This window comes from Nostoc sp. DSM 114160 (assembly GCF_053470305.1).
The window spans coordinates 2,053,328-2,069,764 of record NZ_JBPFGO010000001.1 but is presented as its reverse complement, the minus strand read 5'-3'; the positions used below and the strand labels follow the sequence as shown (position 1 = coordinate 2,069,764).

Annotated in this window: 10 protein-coding genes and 3 pseudogenes; 6 read left to right on the top strand and 7 right to left on the bottom strand. The window is 41.8% G+C overall.

Features of this window, described 5'->3' with window-relative positions; genetic code table 11:
• Window positions 1-15: 15 nt before the first annotated feature.
• Window positions 16-684 carry a vWA domain-containing protein gene (locus tag NSTCB13_RS09350; RefSeq protein ID WP_448272099.1) on the bottom strand — a complete coding sequence of 223 codons (669 nt, stop codon included), beginning with the start codon at window positions 682-684 and terminating at the stop codon, window positions 16-18.
• 30 nt (window positions 685-714) lie between these two features.
• Entirely contained in the window at window positions 715-1,689 is a 975-nt protein-coding gene (locus NSTCB13_RS09345) for a protein kinase domain-containing protein (protein WP_448272098.1), read from the bottom strand.
• A 509-nt stretch (window positions 1,690-2,198) separates the two neighbouring features.
• Between NSTCB13_RS09345 and NSTCB13_RS09340 the strand changes: the two genes are divergently transcribed.
• Together NSTCB13_RS09340 and NSTCB13_RS09335 are read left to right on the top strand one after the other, a co-directional pair.
• Window positions 2,199-2,423 carry a hypothetical protein gene (locus tag NSTCB13_RS09340; RefSeq protein WP_322710191.1) on the top strand — a complete coding sequence of 75 codons (225 nt, stop codon included), beginning with the start codon at window positions 2,199-2,201 and terminating at the stop codon, window positions 2,421-2,423.
• A 236-nt stretch (window positions 2,424-2,659) separates the two neighbouring features.
• A complete protein-coding gene (locus NSTCB13_RS09335) occupies window positions 2,660-3,607 on the top strand; it encodes an aldo/keto reductase (protein WP_448269426.1) in 948 nt (315 codons plus the stop codon).
• Between the two features lie 21 nt (window positions 3,608-3,628).
• Here NSTCB13_RS09335 and NSTCB13_RS09330 read toward each other — a convergent pair whose 3' ends face one another.
• The 3 genes and pseudogenes from NSTCB13_RS09330 to rimO form a co-directional block, all read right to left on the bottom strand.
• Complete coding sequence (locus tag NSTCB13_RS09330; protein ID WP_322694481.1) at window positions 3,629-4,207, bottom strand: Uma2 family endonuclease; 579 nt, start codon at window positions 4,205-4,207, stop codon at window positions 3,629-3,631.
• 196 nt (window positions 4,208-4,403) lie between these two features.
• Complete coding sequence (locus tag NSTCB13_RS09325) at window positions 4,404-5,933, bottom strand: DEAD/DEAH box helicase (protein WP_448269423.1); 1,530 nt, start codon at window positions 5,931-5,933, stop codon at window positions 4,404-4,406.
• Window positions 5,934-6,242: 309 nt separating this feature from the next.
• A pseudogene (gene rimO, locus NSTCB13_RS09320) lies at window positions 6,243-7,603 on the bottom strand (30S ribosomal protein S12 methylthiotransferase RimO).
• Window positions 7,604-8,319: 716 nt separating this feature from the next.
• On the opposite strand from rimO, the gene btpA reads away from it, so the two are divergent.
• From btpA to NSTCB13_RS09300, 4 genes and pseudogenes are all read left to right on the top strand, one after another.
• On the top strand, window positions 8,320-9,168 hold the full coding sequence (gene btpA, locus NSTCB13_RS09315) for a photosystem I biogenesis protein BtpA (RefSeq protein WP_448269419.1): 849 nt from the start codon (window positions 8,320-8,322) through the stop codon (window positions 9,166-9,168).
• Between the two features lie 155 nt (window positions 9,169-9,323).
• The gene (locus NSTCB13_RS09310) at window positions 9,324-10,307 is read left to right on the top strand and encodes a vitamin K epoxide reductase family protein (RefSeq protein ID WP_445629316.1); all 984 of its coding nucleotides are present in this window, start codon (window positions 9,324-9,326) and stop codon (window positions 10,305-10,307) included.
• A 462-nt stretch (window positions 10,308-10,769) separates the two neighbouring features.
• A pseudogene (locus NSTCB13_RS09305) lies at window positions 10,770-12,975 on the top strand (CHASE2 domain-containing protein).
• A 772-nt stretch (window positions 12,976-13,747) separates the two neighbouring features.
• Window positions 13,748-13,954: a hypothetical protein gene (locus NSTCB13_RS09300; RefSeq protein WP_448269415.1), complete on the top strand. Its 207-nt coding sequence runs from the start codon at window positions 13,748-13,750 to the stop codon at window positions 13,952-13,954.
• 151 nt (window positions 13,955-14,105) lie between these two features.
• Here the strand turns inward: NSTCB13_RS09300 and nadB are convergent.
• Window positions 14,106-15,783, bottom strand: a pseudogene (nadB, locus tag NSTCB13_RS09295) (L-aspartate oxidase).
• Window positions 15,784-15,983: 200 nt separating this feature from the next.
• Window positions 15,984-16,412: a photosystem II complex extrinsic protein PsbU gene (gene psbU / locus NSTCB13_RS09290; protein ID WP_322710183.1), complete on the bottom strand. Its 429-nt coding sequence runs from the start codon at window positions 16,410-16,412 to the stop codon at window positions 15,984-15,986.
• Between the last annotated feature and the right edge of the window lie 25 nt (window positions 16,413-16,437).

The window sequence follows — 16,437 nt, the reverse complement described above, 5'->3', positions numbered from 1 at the left end:
ATTCAAATAGCATACTTAAAAGCTTTCCCAGTCATCAGTTGATTGCGTTGCGTGAAAACTCACTCCTGGAGTAGATTTGGTAATTACTTCCCCCACACTTTGAGAAAGCCATTTAAAAAATTCTTCAAACTTTAGACCTGTAAGTTGTTTGGGTGGGTTGTCAGATGAACAAAATTCAGCAAGTTTACTAAGATTGCAACGCTCACCAATACCAACTGCAATTACAAGCATTTTATTCGTCTCAGCTAGCTTACGCAGCTTCGTTGCTGCAACCTGATAGTTATCAGTTGGTTCACCATCAGTCATTAGTACTAACCAAGGCTGATAGTAAGAAACTCCAGACTTTTTATATTCTTGTTTGCGTTTTTCTAGAACCTGAATTGCTTTATTTATAGCTTCACCCATAGGCGTATTTCCAGTAGGAGTTAGGGTAGGCACTTCTACTTTCTGGATAGATTGAATTGGGACAATTTCTTGTGCTGTTCCGCCAAAAGTAATTATACCTACATCAACGGCATAACATGCAAAATCATCTTCAAGAACAGCTTGAATAAACTGATTAACTCCCTGATTTAACTCGTTGATTGGTTCTCCACGCATACTCACACTAATGTCTAGAACTAACATACATGGGCAGCGTGAAGTTGGATTGTCAATTAGATCGTCATAATAATTAGTAGGCATTGAATTATCTCCAATTTTTAATAGTAAAATTTAGGAACTTTGACTCTGTTTTGGCTCTTTAGGCTTCATTTCTTTGGCATTATATCCTCTTTGCATTGCATGAAAGTATTTTTCTAAAGCATCTTTCCAGTCTGCAATAGATGCACGTTCAGATGGCTGATTAACACCATTCTTTAGTGTTTGAATAAATAGACTCTTGACGTTATATGTCAAATGACTCCAAATGTTGTACCAGTTCCCTTTTGGAATCGCTCCTTCATATCCGGGTCTTGCCCCTCCCTCTCCATAGGGAAAACTAGCATTCTTTAAATTTTCTACGGGATTTCCACCACCAATATTGTCATAAGGATGTCGGCCAAGCATCAAACACTGAAACATAAGAATTGCCAGGGAAAAAAGATCGCTTTCAATTGTTCTCGTTATATATTGAAAATCCTTGCCATGATGTTCTACCGGAGTCATTTCAGGTCTTCCAACAGGACAGCGATAAATCTTATTATCTTTTCTAACTTGATAGCTATCAGCATCGATTAAATAAGGCTGAAATGTCTGCGGATCGCAAATAATATTTCCTAAATTTATATCACCAATATAAACCTGATGTTTATGTAATTCCTCTACAATATCTAATAATATCAAAAGCATTTTTACTATATTGATTCGGTCTAAATTCGGAAAGGATTTTTCATATAACATTGGATGTGCTAATTTTGTCAAAGGTATGCCTTCAACCCTCTTCATTGCATATCCAATATAGTGAGCATTTTGATCAAAAACTAAAATTCTAGGCCAAGCAATATTGGAGTGTTCGGCTAATTCTGTCATACTTTTTTGTAATTCTATTTTTTCTCGAAATTCTGTGCCTCTTTCTTTTAACTTGTCTGGATGAAATATCTTGACAACTTTATTTGGTTCAGAACCAACTAAATAAACATTTCCCTGACCTCCTCCACCAACTTTTTCTCCTAACTTACGGCTGTTACCTTTTCCATCATAGACATCCATAAATTAGCTCCCATCTCTAAAAAAGCAAGTGTTCCCCAACCATAAAAAATAACAGCTATTAACAAACGGGTATCCTGACATCAGAATAGTTTCATGAACTGCTGCAACACTCTTATTACATAGCTTTCCCAATTTTTGAGGTTTTATAACATTGAATCATAAATTACGTGCCAAATCCTTGATTATAACCTGTGCCAGTCCTGATAAGCTATATGTTTTATGTTTAATTTCTAGCTAGTTCCGGGAAGTGGTGACGATCGCGCTACGAAGATACTGCATCAACTATTCAGGGTTATTCTACAGGACAGGCTTCAACAACTGGCAATTAATGAAGTTCTGAGACTATGGTATTGCGCTGTAACTTTATCGGACCCAAGCAAGCCACATAAAAATATCAATATTAAAATGTGGTTTTAACTACGCTATTCAATTGAATTAGTAAGATAAACTTGCCGTGTATATGTCCTCAAAATACTTAGCTTCATCTAGTAACCAAAAAGGCATAAGCAATGAGCAAAGAAGTAGTCAAAGTAATATTATGGGAAGAAAATCAAAAAGATTTTCTCAAAAAGTTTTATGATCTCCAATTTACTCCCAGAGTAGGAGAGGAAGTTTACCTAAAAAAGGAAAGATGGAAAGTAACCAGGGTTGAGCATGATGTAGAAATTAGTGAGATTAATGTCTACATGGAATTAATCAAAAAAGCCAAGCAGGATAAATCATCTAATTCATAAATACAAGTAAATACACTCAACTATTATTAAAGGGAGGTTATGAGCCTCCCTTAATTATGAGAATAAATATATTGTCAGGTGTAATTTGTAAATCTTTATGCAAACTGCGATGTCTACGACGGGCTACGTCTACACACCACAAGATTTGCAACCAAGCAGTAGCGATCGCACCTAATCTTGTCTATGACGATACACTATAAAAGTAAAGAAATGTAAATAAACTAAATTTTGCAACCGTGGAAAACATCACATTGGGGCAAAATGGCCCAGTTGTTACACCCTTGTGCATCGGCACTTGGGCTTGGGGTGATAAACTATTTTGGAATTATGGCAGTGCCTACGGCCCAGAACAGTTACAAGAAGCCTTTACCGCAGCCTTAAAAGCTGGTATTACCTTCTTTGATACTGCTGAAGTCTACGGAATGGGACTATCAGAGAAATTTTTGGGACAATTTCTCCAACAGACACAACAACCTGTGCAAATCGCTACAAAATTTGGCCCCTTACCGTGGCGATTTACAGCCCAATCCGTCTCGGATGCTTTAACAGCTAGCCTCAAACGGTTACAACTTGAGCGAATCGCCCTGTATCAAGTGCATTGGCCTTTTGCCTTCTTTTTAAGTCAAGAAACCTTGATGAATGCCTTAGCGGATGAAGTGAAGCGAGGCAGAATTGCTACAGTTGGCGTGAGTAATTACTCAGCAGAGCAAATGCGAGACGCGCATCAAATATTGGCGGCTCGTGGAGTGCCTTTGGCTGTGAACCAAGTACGCTATTCTTTACTCAGTCGCCAAGTTGAAAGCAAAGGTATTATCGCAACTGCGCGTGAGTTGGGTGTAACTATTTTGGCTTATAGTCCTTTAGCTCAGGGATTACTTACAGGCAAGTACAGTATTGATAGTACTGAAACCCCCACTGGTGCAAGAAAAATAGACCCGCGATTTAAGAAAGAAGGTCTGCAAAAAATTGCGCCAGTTATATCTTTGCTACGCAATTTCGGAGAAAAATACGATCGCACTCCTGCCCAAGTTGCTCTCAACTGGTTAATTGCTCAGGGGAATGTTATTCCCATTGCTGGGGTGAAAACAGCCGAACAGGTACGTCAGAATGCTGGTGCTTTAGGCTGGAAATTGAACGACGATGAAATTGGAGAATTAGAACAAGTTAGTCGTCCTTGGCTGTAGAGACGTTGCATTGCAACGTCTCTACTCAAACACAGGAGGCCAAATTTCTGACACTACTAGCTCCCAACCTGGTAATAAGTCTGGTAGTGTTAGTTTGTCGTTGTCTTGCAAAATTATTGGTTCTTGGTTGAGTCGATAAACTGTGAGTGTCAATTTGTCAGGATCGATCAGGATACCAACTGTACATCCAAGTTGTAGGAATAACTGAATTTTTTCTACCAATGGTTTGATTCGGTCTGACTTAGATTTTATCTCTACCATCAAGTCAGGCACTAGTTCCACAAAATCGCGCTTGCTTTTTTTCAGTCTATCAGCACGAACAAAAGATACATCAGGAGCGCGGAGATTTCGTTTTTCGTTATCAGCTTCTTTGCCGTTTTCAGTTTCTAATGTAGGCAAAATAAAACCAGCGCTTGAACCAGTTACCCGTCCTAGCTTCTGTGGGCGTACCCAATTACCCAGTAATCTAACTAACTCAGCACCTATTTCCTCTGACTCATAATCTGATGGCCCCATAAGAAGTATATTTCCGTCTACCAACTCCATCTGCCATTCTGGATGCTCTGCTTGTAGTTGCTCTAAGTCTGGAATAGTGAACATAAGACCGCGAAGAATGCATCTTTAATTTATCTTCCTACAAACTGGTAAAAAAAATTACCCAAAAAGCCAAAAAGTCAAGAGCCAAAGTCAAAATCGTGACTCCTAACTCTCAACTCTCCAATTTTATATTTGGATTTTGGATTGAAGAAAAAACCTCAAATCTAAAATCCAAAATTGATTAACTTTGAACTGTTGACTAAGAAGCTGATTCTCTAGCTGTGGGTGAACTTATCTTTTTACTAGGAGATGCAGAAGAATCCTGTCCACTTGTCCGTAGTTTGGGCTTGGGAGAAGAATGTCTTTCTTCACCATTGCTGCTATCTGATTTCCACGCAGCACGGGGACGATCGCTAGAAGATTCACGACGCTTACTGAGTCTTGGTTTGGGAGTTGAGCTTTCCTCTTGGGGAATTTCCACGTCTGAACTCAACCAAGCGGGACGAGTTTGATCGTAAGCAATTTGCAGTGCAGCTGCGGCGATCGCTTGAGCATCGTATTCTTCAATTAGTTCGCTAACAATTGGCAAGAATGAAGCCAAACGCTCACCCATCAAAGCTTCTCGTACCTGTTCTTGCAATTTCAGAATGTGCCGCGCTTCAATTTGGGCGCGTGTAGGAATCGACAGCAATTGCCAACTTTGGCGATTATGACGTTCAAATGTTTGCTGTTTACGCCGCTCAAATGGTTGTACTAAAGAAATTGCTGTTCCTTCTTTACCAGCACGACCAGTACGACCAATGCGGTGAACGTAAGTTTCTACGCTATCGGGTAAGTCGTAGTTGATCACATGGGATAGTTGATCGACATCTAATCCTCGTGCTGCAATGTCAGTTGCTACCACCCAGCGAACTTGACGGTTACGGAATCTGCTTAATAACCGTTCCCGCGCTTGTTGGGACAAGTCACCGTGGTATTCATCAACACTGTGACCAGCTGCTTGTAACTGACTGGTGAGTTCTGCGGCTGTGCGTCTGGTGCGGACAAAGATTAAAGCTGTTTCTGGATCTTCCATTTCCAGAATCGGCTGTAAAGCTTTGGCTTTTGTCCAGTGGCGAGGAATCAAGTAAGCTACCTGATTAATTTTGTTGGGAGCGGCTTTTGGTTGCTCAACGGTGACAGTCGCCGGCGATCGCAAGAACTTGTTCACCAACATCCGAATCGATGGTGGCATTGTTGCCGAGAATAAAGCTGTTTGGCGTTCTACGGGCGCTTGCGAGAGGATTTTGATTACATCGTCGATAAAGCCCATGCTCAACATTTCATCAGCTTCATCCAATACAAACCACTTCACTTGATCGAGCTTTAAACAGCCGCGATCGAGCAAATCGATCACCCGTCCGGGAGTACCCACGACCATGTGAACGCCACGTTTGAGTTGCAGCATTTGACGGTCAATTGATTGACCACCGTAGATTGCTAACACCCGCAATCCTTCATTGCCGATGAATTGGGCGATCGCATCGTGAACTTGCATCGCTAATTCACGAGTTGGTGTTAAAACTATGGCTTGCACGGCTCTTTGATTGATATCTAGCCGCTCTAAAATTGGCAGTGAAAATGCTGCCGTTTTACCTGTTCCAGTTTGAGATTGACCTACCACATCACGACCGGCTAGCAATTGGGGAATTGCTTGCACTTGAATGTTAGTTGGTTCGGTAAAACCGATTTTTTCTAGTTGTTCGACACGTTCTTGGGAAATGCCTAATTCTTGAAATGAAAGAGTCATTAATTCGTCCTAAATTTTATGTAAGGATTTTTGGATTAGTCATTTAGTCAGTAGAGACGCGATTAATCGCGTCTGTACAATAGTCATTAGTCATTAGTCATTAGTCATTTCATTAAGTTATTGGCTAGTTAGTCAGCCTTGGGCGATAGCAAAGGCTCAACTTTTGGAGAAGCTATGCCCACGAGTGAGTCCCCGAATTTCAGGTAAACCCTCATGAAAACTGCGATTAATGCAGTGTCGATCTTGGGATAAGGGTGAATCTGTAAGGGTCATTTAACAAAAGACAAAGGACAAAAGACAAAAGACAATTTAGTTATTGACTACTTGACCATAGAGGTCGTATGTATCAGCGTGGTGAATCGCTATTGGCACGATGGTTCCTAACTTTGCCTGGCCTTTGACATACACCAGACCATCAACCTCTGGGGAAAATCTACCTGAACGACCGATTAATTCACCACTTTCAGGATTTTCTTGCTCAATCAGGACATCGACTATTTTGCCTACTTCCTGTTGATTTTTCTTTTGAGAAATCGGTTGCTGGAGTTCCATCAGTTGGTATCGGCGATCGTCCATCACCTCTTGGGACAACTGATTTGGCAACTTATAAGCTGGAGTTCCTTCCTCAGAGGAAAAGGTGAAGACACCAACATGATCGAATTCATGCCGCTCGACGAACTCTAGTAGATGCTCAAAATGCTTTTCAGTTTCTCCTGGGAAACCAACAATAAATGTTGTCCGCAGTACGGCTGTTGGTAGCGCCGTTTTGATGCGATCTATAATCCCATCATTTACGCGCCCTTGCCAAGGGCGGTTCATGGCGCGGAGAATCTCTGGATGAGAATGCTGCAAGGGCAAATCCAGATAAGGCAGGACGTTGGGTGTTTCTTGGATGGCCGCTATCACATCTGGGGGGTCAGTCCCGTGGGATAAGCGTAGTGCATTCTGATCCACGGTATATCTACTTTCCCCAAAGCGCGAAGTAATTCGGCTAATTTTGGCTGACCGTAAATATCCAAACCGTAATTAGTAGTGATTTGGGAAATTAAAATAATTTCCTTTACCCCTTGACTAACTAATTGCTCCGCTTCGGCGACGATAGATTCAATAGTACGCGATCGCTGGTTTCCTCGAAGATGAGGAATTATACAAAATGCACAACGATAATCACAACCTTCGGCAACCCGGAGGTAAGCAACGCCCTCCGTTGTCGTGCGATAGCGCGGTGTAGTTTCGTCGGCAATGTAGGTTGGCTCTATACTAACCTGTTTGACCCGCTCGCCAAGTTCAACACGCTCAATTACATTTACAATTTTGTGATAATCGCCTGTACCCACAACGGCTACTGCTTCAGGCAACTCTTCCAAAAGTTGTTCTTGGAAGTGTTGAGCCATACAGCCAGTAATTACGATCTTTTTATTTGCCTCTGCCAGTTCTACTAAAGTTCTGACAGATTCTTGCCGGGCCGCTTCAATAAAACTACAAGTATTAACAATAACGTAATCTGCTAACTCTTCATTTGTATCTACACCGTAGCCTGCTTCTACAAGCATTCCCAGCATGTGTTCTGTATCAATTCGATTTTTCTCGCAGCCCAGGTGAGAAATGGCAATTGTTGGCTTGTCAACCCATATTTGGAAAATATCTTCATTTTTTCTTGTAATCAACATTCTGATGCTCATTTCGCTTTTTTTCGATCGCTATCCTTCTAATAACAGTACAGTGGCAAATTCCCACTGTCAGCAACTATCCGTGGACTTATGACCCTATCAATAATAAAAATAGAGGTCATGTTATGATATTTTTATCAATCTGTTCCCCAGGGTAAATTGAAGTGTCTTTGGGTACATTTGACACTTGTAATCTTTTTTAACAATTCGCCTATTGGTATTTTACATTACCACAGCGTGTGCCTTGTTAACCTACCCATCGGGAAGCCGCCCAAAGGGCTTGTTGTGAGAAGTCGCTACCCTCAGGGAAATCGACGAAAGCGACTACGCCTATAAAGCAGTAATGCTACCCTGGCGATTGGCAAGTCCTACGACTGGGCGCGGACAAGACGCCTAAACCACGGAAAGCTGCCTTGCGTCTAGTGAGTGGCAAACTCCTCTTGTAGCCAGGTTTTATCTTAACATATCTTATGGGAGGTTACACGCCAATTTCCATCTGAGGAAAGAGGCAATAAACCGACTATCATAAAACACATTTGACTAGTTAATGAAAAGTCAAGAGTCAAGGGTCAAGAGGAGCCAGTCAGGTGCGGGGTTTTCCCCGTTGAAAAGCCACCCTTATATAAAGGTTCCCGACCTGAAGGGGAGTGGTGTTGAACAGGCGTTCAATAATCAAAAAAATCTGGACTCTGGACTGTGCGAGGCGGATTAAAGACGTGGACTTATATCAGATATTTAAAACTCGCTCACCAATTATTGGCGTGGTTCACCTGCTACCACTGCCTACCTCACCCCGTTGGGGAGGTAGTTTAAAAGCGGTGATTGACCGTGCCGAACAAGAAGCCGCAGCTTTAGCAAGTGGAGGAGTTGACGGTCTGATTGTCGAGAATTTTTTCGACGCGCCGTTTACCAAAAACCAAGTCGATCCGGTGGTTGTGAGTGCCATGACCATTGTGGTGCAGCGGATACAGAATTTGGTAACTTTGCCTATAGGCTTAAATGTTTTGCGAAATGACGCCAAAAGTGCAATAGCGATCGCTAGTTGTGTACAGGCGCAATTTATTCGCGTCAACGTCCTCACAGGGGTGATGGCAACCGACCAGGGATTAATTGAGGGAGAAGCCCATCAACTACTCCGCTATCGACGGGAGTTGGGCTGTGATGTTAAAATCCTGGCCGATGTGTTGGTGAAACACGCCCGTCCTTTGAGTTCTCCAAATCTCACAGTCGCTGTGAAAGACACCATTGAAAGGGGTTTAGCAGACGGAGTGATTTTATCTGGTTGGGCTACAGGTAGTCCTCCTAATTTAGAAGATTTGGAACTAGCTTGTGGTGCAGCAAATGGCACACCAGTGTTCATCGGCAGTGGGGCCAACTGGGAAAATATTGATACATTAATGCAAGCAGCAGATGGTGTAATAGTTTCCAGTTCCCTAAAACGTCATGGACGCATAGAGCAACCAATTGACCCAATTCGCGTCAGCCAATTTGTGGAAGCTGCCCGTCGCAATTGGAACTCCAAAGGTGAAGGCAAATCAGCAGAACAAGTGAAATTACATTCTTAGGGAGTGGGGAAAGAGAGTTAGGAGTAGAGACGCGATTAATCGCGTCTGTACAAGAGTTATGAGTTTTAAATTAATTGTTCCTAACTCTTCATTATTAACTCCTCACTCCTCGCTCCTAACTTCTAACTTTTAGTAATCCCCATTTCACAATATTTATGATTCGCCGCCGTTCTACTCCTTGGATTCATAAATGGTCACGTCCATTGATTGCCGCGATCGCTGGATGTGGTGCTCTGACAACAGGTTATCTCACCATAGAAAAGTTAAGCGGAGGCAGTGCCGCTTGTGTGGCACAGGCTGGTGCTAAAGGCTGTAATGATGTGCTTTCCAGTCCTTGGGCAACGGTTTTTGGACAGCCATTAGCTTTATTTGGGTTTTTGGCATACACCAGTATGGTGATATTGGCTTTGGCTCCCTTGGTATTCAACTCCGGGGAAAACAATAACCGCAAACAATTGGAAAATTGGACGTGGTGGCTGCTGCTGGTAGGTGCGATCGCTATGTCTGTCTTTAGCGGCTACTTAATGTATGTGCTGACATCTCAAATCAAAGCTATTTGTCCTTACTGTATCGGTTCAGCTTTGTTCTCTGTGAGTCTTTTGATACTAACGATTATCGGTCGGACTTGGGAGGATATTGGACAAATTTTCTTTACTGCCTTGATTGTCGGGATGGTAACGTTGATTGCTACTTTAGGCGTTTATGCTGGCGTGAATCAATCAGATGTTACACCTGGAACTCCTGGACAACCCACAAAAATTACCTTTACTCCCAAGGAAAACCCTAACCCAGCGTTCGGTTGGGAAGTTACCACTACTTCTGGTGAGGCAGAAATAGCCTTAGCACGCCATCTGGCGAAGGTAGGCGCGAAGGAATACACTGCTTACTGGTGTCCTCACTGCCACGAACAAAAGCTGCTTTTTGGTAAAGAAGCTGAGGAAATAATCAATAATGATATTAAAGTAGAGTGCGCTCCCGATGGAGTCAAAGCTCAACCAGAAGTATGTAAAGCTGCAAAAATTGAAGGTTTCCCCACTTGGATCGTTAATGGTAAAAGCTATAGCGGAGTCCAAAACTTAGAGGAACTAGCGAAAGTTTCTGGTTACACAGGGCCTCAAAACTTCAAGTATTTTAAGTAAAGTACCTACACTGATATTCAGTAGTTCACACCCCATAGTCAGCTGGATGAATACAGTAAAATCTGTTTCCAGTTGGCTTTTTTGTTTTTGGTAACAGATAATAGGTCTTATCCAATAGACCCCTCTTGCAAAAGTTACTTTTGCACTCTTGGGGGAAAGGGACTCATCTTTATTGGGAAAAGGGTTTTTATGAGCCGCTTTCCCCCTTTTCCCCAAACCCAATTCCCACTTCTGCATGAAGTCTAATGCCCAATTACTAATTTTATTGCGGCTTTGCTCTGCAAATACTTAAGCTCAAGGAAATTGGCTAAGTACATTTACTTTAAAAAATGTATATTTTAATTGATTTTTATAGTTGAAAAAATTTTTATAAATTCTATTTAGCTCTTACTTGAGCTATCTTAGTCCGATAGTTAATAGCTATAAGAAATAGAGAATATTTCTGCCTACTAGGTAATGGCAATGAATCAGCAGCTAGGCAAGCGTTTTGTGAAGTTAACCTTTGGACTGAAACAATCGCTTAGTCGAGGACACAGAGAATTGATTACTGCGGCCAGCGTTGCAGTCTGCGTCCTGTTTTTGCACTCCATTGGATTATTGCAATCTTTGGAGTTGGCGGCTTTGGATCAATTTTTTCGCTTACGTCCAAATGAACCGCCAGAAAACCGGATTACGATCGTAGTGATTGATGAAGCTTATTTAAACGAAGTAGGCTCATGGCCAATTCCAGATGCGAAGATTGCCCAGTTGTTGCAGAAATTAAATGTCCACAAACCCCGTGCGATTGGCTTAGATATCTACAGAAATTTACCAGTAGAGCCTGGTAATCAAGAACTACGTAATGTTTATCAGTCAACACCCAACTTGATTGGTATTGAACTGCTAGCAAATGACAACAACAAAAACTTTAGTGTTTCGCCTCCACTGGGACTGAATCGGGATCAAGTGGGCTTCAATAACGTGCTGTACGATCTTGATGGTAAAGTACGTCGCAGTTTGTTGTATTGGCACGTTAAAAGCGAAGTACACGAAAGTTTTGCCCTGAAGTTGGCTTTATTGTATTTAAAGTCAAAGGGAATTACTCCCACTAAAGCAAAAAGTAACCCTGAGTATTTGCAATTGGGTAAGGCAGCATTTACTCGTTTTGAGGCTAATGATGGTGCTTATGTGGGAGCTGATGATAGAGGCTACCAAATTTTGAGCAATTTTCCCAAACCTAAATGTCAAAGTTCGTCTGGAGAATTTTGTAGTTTTCGCCAGGTATCGATGAGAGATGTACTGGCAGATAAAGTAAAAGCAAACTTAATCAAAGATCGGATTATACTTATTGGTTCGACTGCGCCCAGTCTCCCAGATTTTGTATTTATTCCCTACTCTAGCAGTGTTATGGGTACGGCAAAGCCTGTACCTGGTATTCAATTGCAGGCTTATTTTATTAGTGAGTTAATTTCTGCTGCTGTTGATGGAAGACCATTACTGAAAGTTTGGCCTGACTTGGTGGAATACTTGTGGGTTTTTGTTTGGTCTTATCTGGGAGCCGTGACGATATGGCGGATACGACACGCAACTAGGAGTCTCTTCTCGATCGTAGTTTGTTGCTTTGTATTGACCGTGAGTGCATACCTTGCTTTCTTGTCCGGTTGGTGGATACCACTCATTCCCTCACTGGTTTGCTTTGGCACTTCAGCTATTTGGATGACTAGCCATATTGCTCACATGCAGGAAGAGTGGAAACGTTCCAAAGAATTTTTGCATCACGTGATCAACACGATCCCCGATCCAATTTTTGTAAAAAATGAACAACATCAGTGGATTGTTTTAAATGAGGCGTATTGTCGATTTATCGGTTATCCAAATAAGTTTTTTAATTGAAAAGTCAGACTATGACTTTTTCCCAAAACATGAAGCTGATGTGTTTCGACAACAAGACGATCTTGTTTTTCGGACTCAACAACCCCACGAACATGAAGAAGAATTTACAAATGCCGATGGCCAGACTCATCAAATTGCCACTAAGCGATCGCTTCACAAAGACTCAGCCGGCAATTTCTTTTTAGTTGGTGTCATCCGAGATATTACTCAGCGCAAGTTGATGGAAGAACAGCTCAAGCGTACTGCTGCTGAACTATCCCGCTCTAACAATGAATTAAAACTCAAAGAAGACCACTTACGTTATTTAGCGTATCACGACCCCCTCACTGGTTTATCTAATCGCAAATTTTTTGCCGAACAACTTTACGAGTCCTTACATTGGGCACAACACAACAACTTGTTGCTGGGACTGCTGTTTATCGATCTAGATGGATTTAAACAAGTCAATGATACTTTGGGACACGAGAGGGGCGATCGCTTGCTAATGACTATTGCTGGAAGACTCAGCAACTCTTTACGCGCTAGTGATACGGTTTCTCGTTTGGGTGGCGATGAATTTACTGTGATTTTACGAGCAATACCTGACGTCCAAATAGCTGCTAAAGTCGCTGAAAAAATTTTAAGCAGTATTACCAAGCCAATTGTTTTGGATGGCTATACAATCCGAGTCTCTGCGAGTATTGGCATTAGTGTTTATCCATACAACAGTCAAGATAGCGAAACTTTGATGAAACAAGCTGATACAGCAATGTACCGTGCCAAGCGACTGGGTAAAAATCGCTACGAGTTTGCTTAATTAGTTAAGAGTCAAGCCTCCAGCTTTTTTGACTATAGTTACAATTTTTACATTCAAATTATGACTTTAGACCAGAGACACGTCTAAGGCACTGTCTCGAAAAAATATAGCGTATATCTTGCGAGGTAAATTTTTCGTCAAATTTAGACCTGGTAAGGCTTTTTGGCTTGAGCGCTAAACCTGATAATTTATGTCCAAAAATAATTAGCGATCAAAAAGAATTTTCAAAATAAATTCTATGTAATTTATTTTACAAAAATTTTTATACTAGTGCTTATTCGCTTATTACGCAAAGTAAAATTTTAAAATCCTTTTATTTCTATAAAATATGTTGTTTTATCTTTACATATCTTTACTCATTAAATCTATAAACTATACAATAAGATAAGTGTTATTTCATGTTTTTTTGAACTCATGATTTATGGAACATAGTGTTTATACTTAAAAATATTAAGATATTATTAATAAATAATGAATTACTCAAAAAGCTTGCAGTAAATCATTGACATATCTAACTTGAGACTGATGTAAAAATCGCCTATTTGAAATACCACTTAAGTATGAAAACTATTTAATATCGGCAGATTAAGGTTAATCGACAAGGGAATACCACAATGATTTGTACAGTACTAGCAATAATTTCATAAAGTTAAAATACTTTTTCTGAAAAATACAGTAAATATACGGTAGTAACCAAAAAATACGTTTTGAAATAAAAAAGCTAGTAAATTTACCGAAATATATGAAGAGTAACTTCCAAATCGCAAAGTTTATGATATTCTGCATAGGTGCTTATCTACTGATCCCAAAAATTGCCGATTGCACAGGTATATTCAGTACTGCAAGTGCTAATTCTTTTGGTCCTACTAGCAGTAACGCCCTAATCGCTCGCAAGGTCAATTCTCAAAATTTACAAGACATATATATTCCACCAAATTATGGTGGTCCCGACAGTCACAATGGTAGCGGCACCCGCTGATGGCAATTTTGAATTTTAGATTTTAGATTGTGGTAAAAGAGCGCAATTCAGTTAACCACCATCTTGTACGCCACATCTTTTACTTGGCGGCTGATTGCAAGATGTTGTACTTAGGGTTGCGAAAACCGTCAGGCTGTTTAAGGTAGTTGATTCAAGACAATAATGGAGATTTCCACCAATGATTTGTTTGTATAAGTGTGTGGACTTGCCAATTTGAGTCTGGTTGAGGATAATCTAAACGGAAGTGTCCGCCTCGGCTTTCGGTTCTAAAAGCAGCACTTTTGAGAATTAAATCAGCTACATCTATTAAATTGCGGGTTTCTGCCCAAAGTGCTAATTGCCGTTCAACATCTGGTAGGTTCAAAACTAGCGGGTTCTGCTGGACGTAAAGCAAGCAAGAATTGAGTTAAAGACAATGCAGCGAAATCTTGCTGCCAAGATTTTATAGTCGCGATCGCACTTTCCAGCCTTGATTGCTCCCGACAAATACCAGCACTTTCCCACACTAGACGCGGTAATTTCTCCCTGAGTGCTTCTAGCTGTACTTGTTGGATGTGCCACTCACTAGCATCAGGACTAAATTTCCGTAACGGTAGCACTGGTATTTCTGAAAGCAGCCCAATATTTTCTAACTTAATATTAGCCATCTGGGCCCCAAACACAATACATTCTAACAGGGAATTACTGGCAAGGCGATTTGCCCCATGTACACCAGTACTAGCGGTTTCACCCACCGCATACAAACCAGGGATATTTGTGCGATTCATCAGATCCGCAACAATTCCACCCATCCAGTAATGGGCAGCTGGCGCTACAGGAATTGGTTCGTGGAAAACATCAACTCCCCAATGCTGACAAACTTTGATGATATTGGGAAAGCGCTGACGAATTTTGTCAGCGGGGATGGGGCGCATATCCAACCACACATGAGCAGTAGCCAAATCAAGGGCGGTACGTTGTAAATGGCTGAAAATTGCTCTACTGACCACATCTCTAGGCGCAAGTTCACCCGCAGGATGGTAGTCAAAGGCAAAACGTCGCCCTTCATTATCGATGAGATGTGCCCCTTCACCGCGTACAGCTTCACTGATCAAGAAACGATCGGCACCAGGTTTAGTGAGAGCAGTCGGGTGAAATTGGACAAATTCTAAATCGCGGAGGATAGCTCCAGCCCTAGCTGCGATCGCTACCCCATCACCGGTACTCACTGCCGGGTTAGTGGTTTGGGCAAATACCTGACCGCCGCCACCGGTTGCTAGTACCACAGCACCAGCTCTTATCCAGGTGATTTTACCTTGATAAAACAGGCTAATTCCCTGACAGCAACCAGTTTCGGTTTCAATCCACAAACTCAAAGCCAAAGCTTGCTGAATAACTTGAATATTTTGGCGACGTAATACTTGAGCGGTGAGGGTAGTAGTAACTTCCCTGCCTGTAGTGTCAGCAGCGTGGAGAACACGGCGGCGAGAATGGGCGGCTTCCAAAGTTAAAGCTAAGGCTTGACCATGACGGTCAAAAGCTACCCCCAAGTTAACTAAGGATTGAATACAGCTAGGGGCATGTTCGGCGAGAAATTCGACAGCGGTGCGATCGCATAAACCTGCACCCGCCTGGATCGTATCTTCAATGTGCAGCGTGGGAGAATCTTCTGGGGCGATCGCTGCGGCAATGCCACCTTGTGCCCAATCGCTGGCGGATAATGCAACGGTTTCTTTGGTAATCAAACCGACTCGCAAGGATTCTGGCAGACATAGCGCTGTGTATAGTCCAGCGGCACCAGCGCCGACTACTAAGACATCAAATTGGCTGGGAATATCTATCTGAGACAAGGTATATGGAGAAGTTAGGAGTTAGAAGTTAAGAGTGAGGAGTTAGAAGTGAGGAGTTAGAAGTGAGGAGTTTTGAATTTTTAACTCATAACTCATAACTCATAACTCATAACTCATAACTCCTAACTCATAACTCATATCATCTGCCACTCCCTAGAATCAGGAGTGGGCTGCTATTTGCTACATTAACTGCAATTCAGTTATCTGTAGATGCCGTTGTTAAACCGATCGTCTCCCTCGATGAAGGCAGATTCTGGTTCTGTCACGGTGAAGTGATCGAAGTTAGCTTGCAGGGTTTGTTTTTGGCGATCGCTCAATCCTCCAATATTCAATACATCATCTACGCTCTGATAGGGAGCATTTTTGATGATCAGCTTCGCAAGGGTGGGATAAAGGCCTGGATATTGTTGAAAAGCTCGGACGTTGGTATTATTCAAATCAATTTTTTTACCAAATTCCGTTGCTAGCTTCCTGTCTGCGCTATTTTGCCGCTCAATTGCCAGAACTGGGACTTGGGGAAAAGCAAAACTGTTGAAACTAGCAGCTTGGGCTATCTGAGTTGTTCCCAACCATCCCCAGCAACTAAGTAACAAGCTAAACACTGTTAATAAACGCGCCAATCCTTTCACGATTTTTCTACCTCTTTCCATCAAA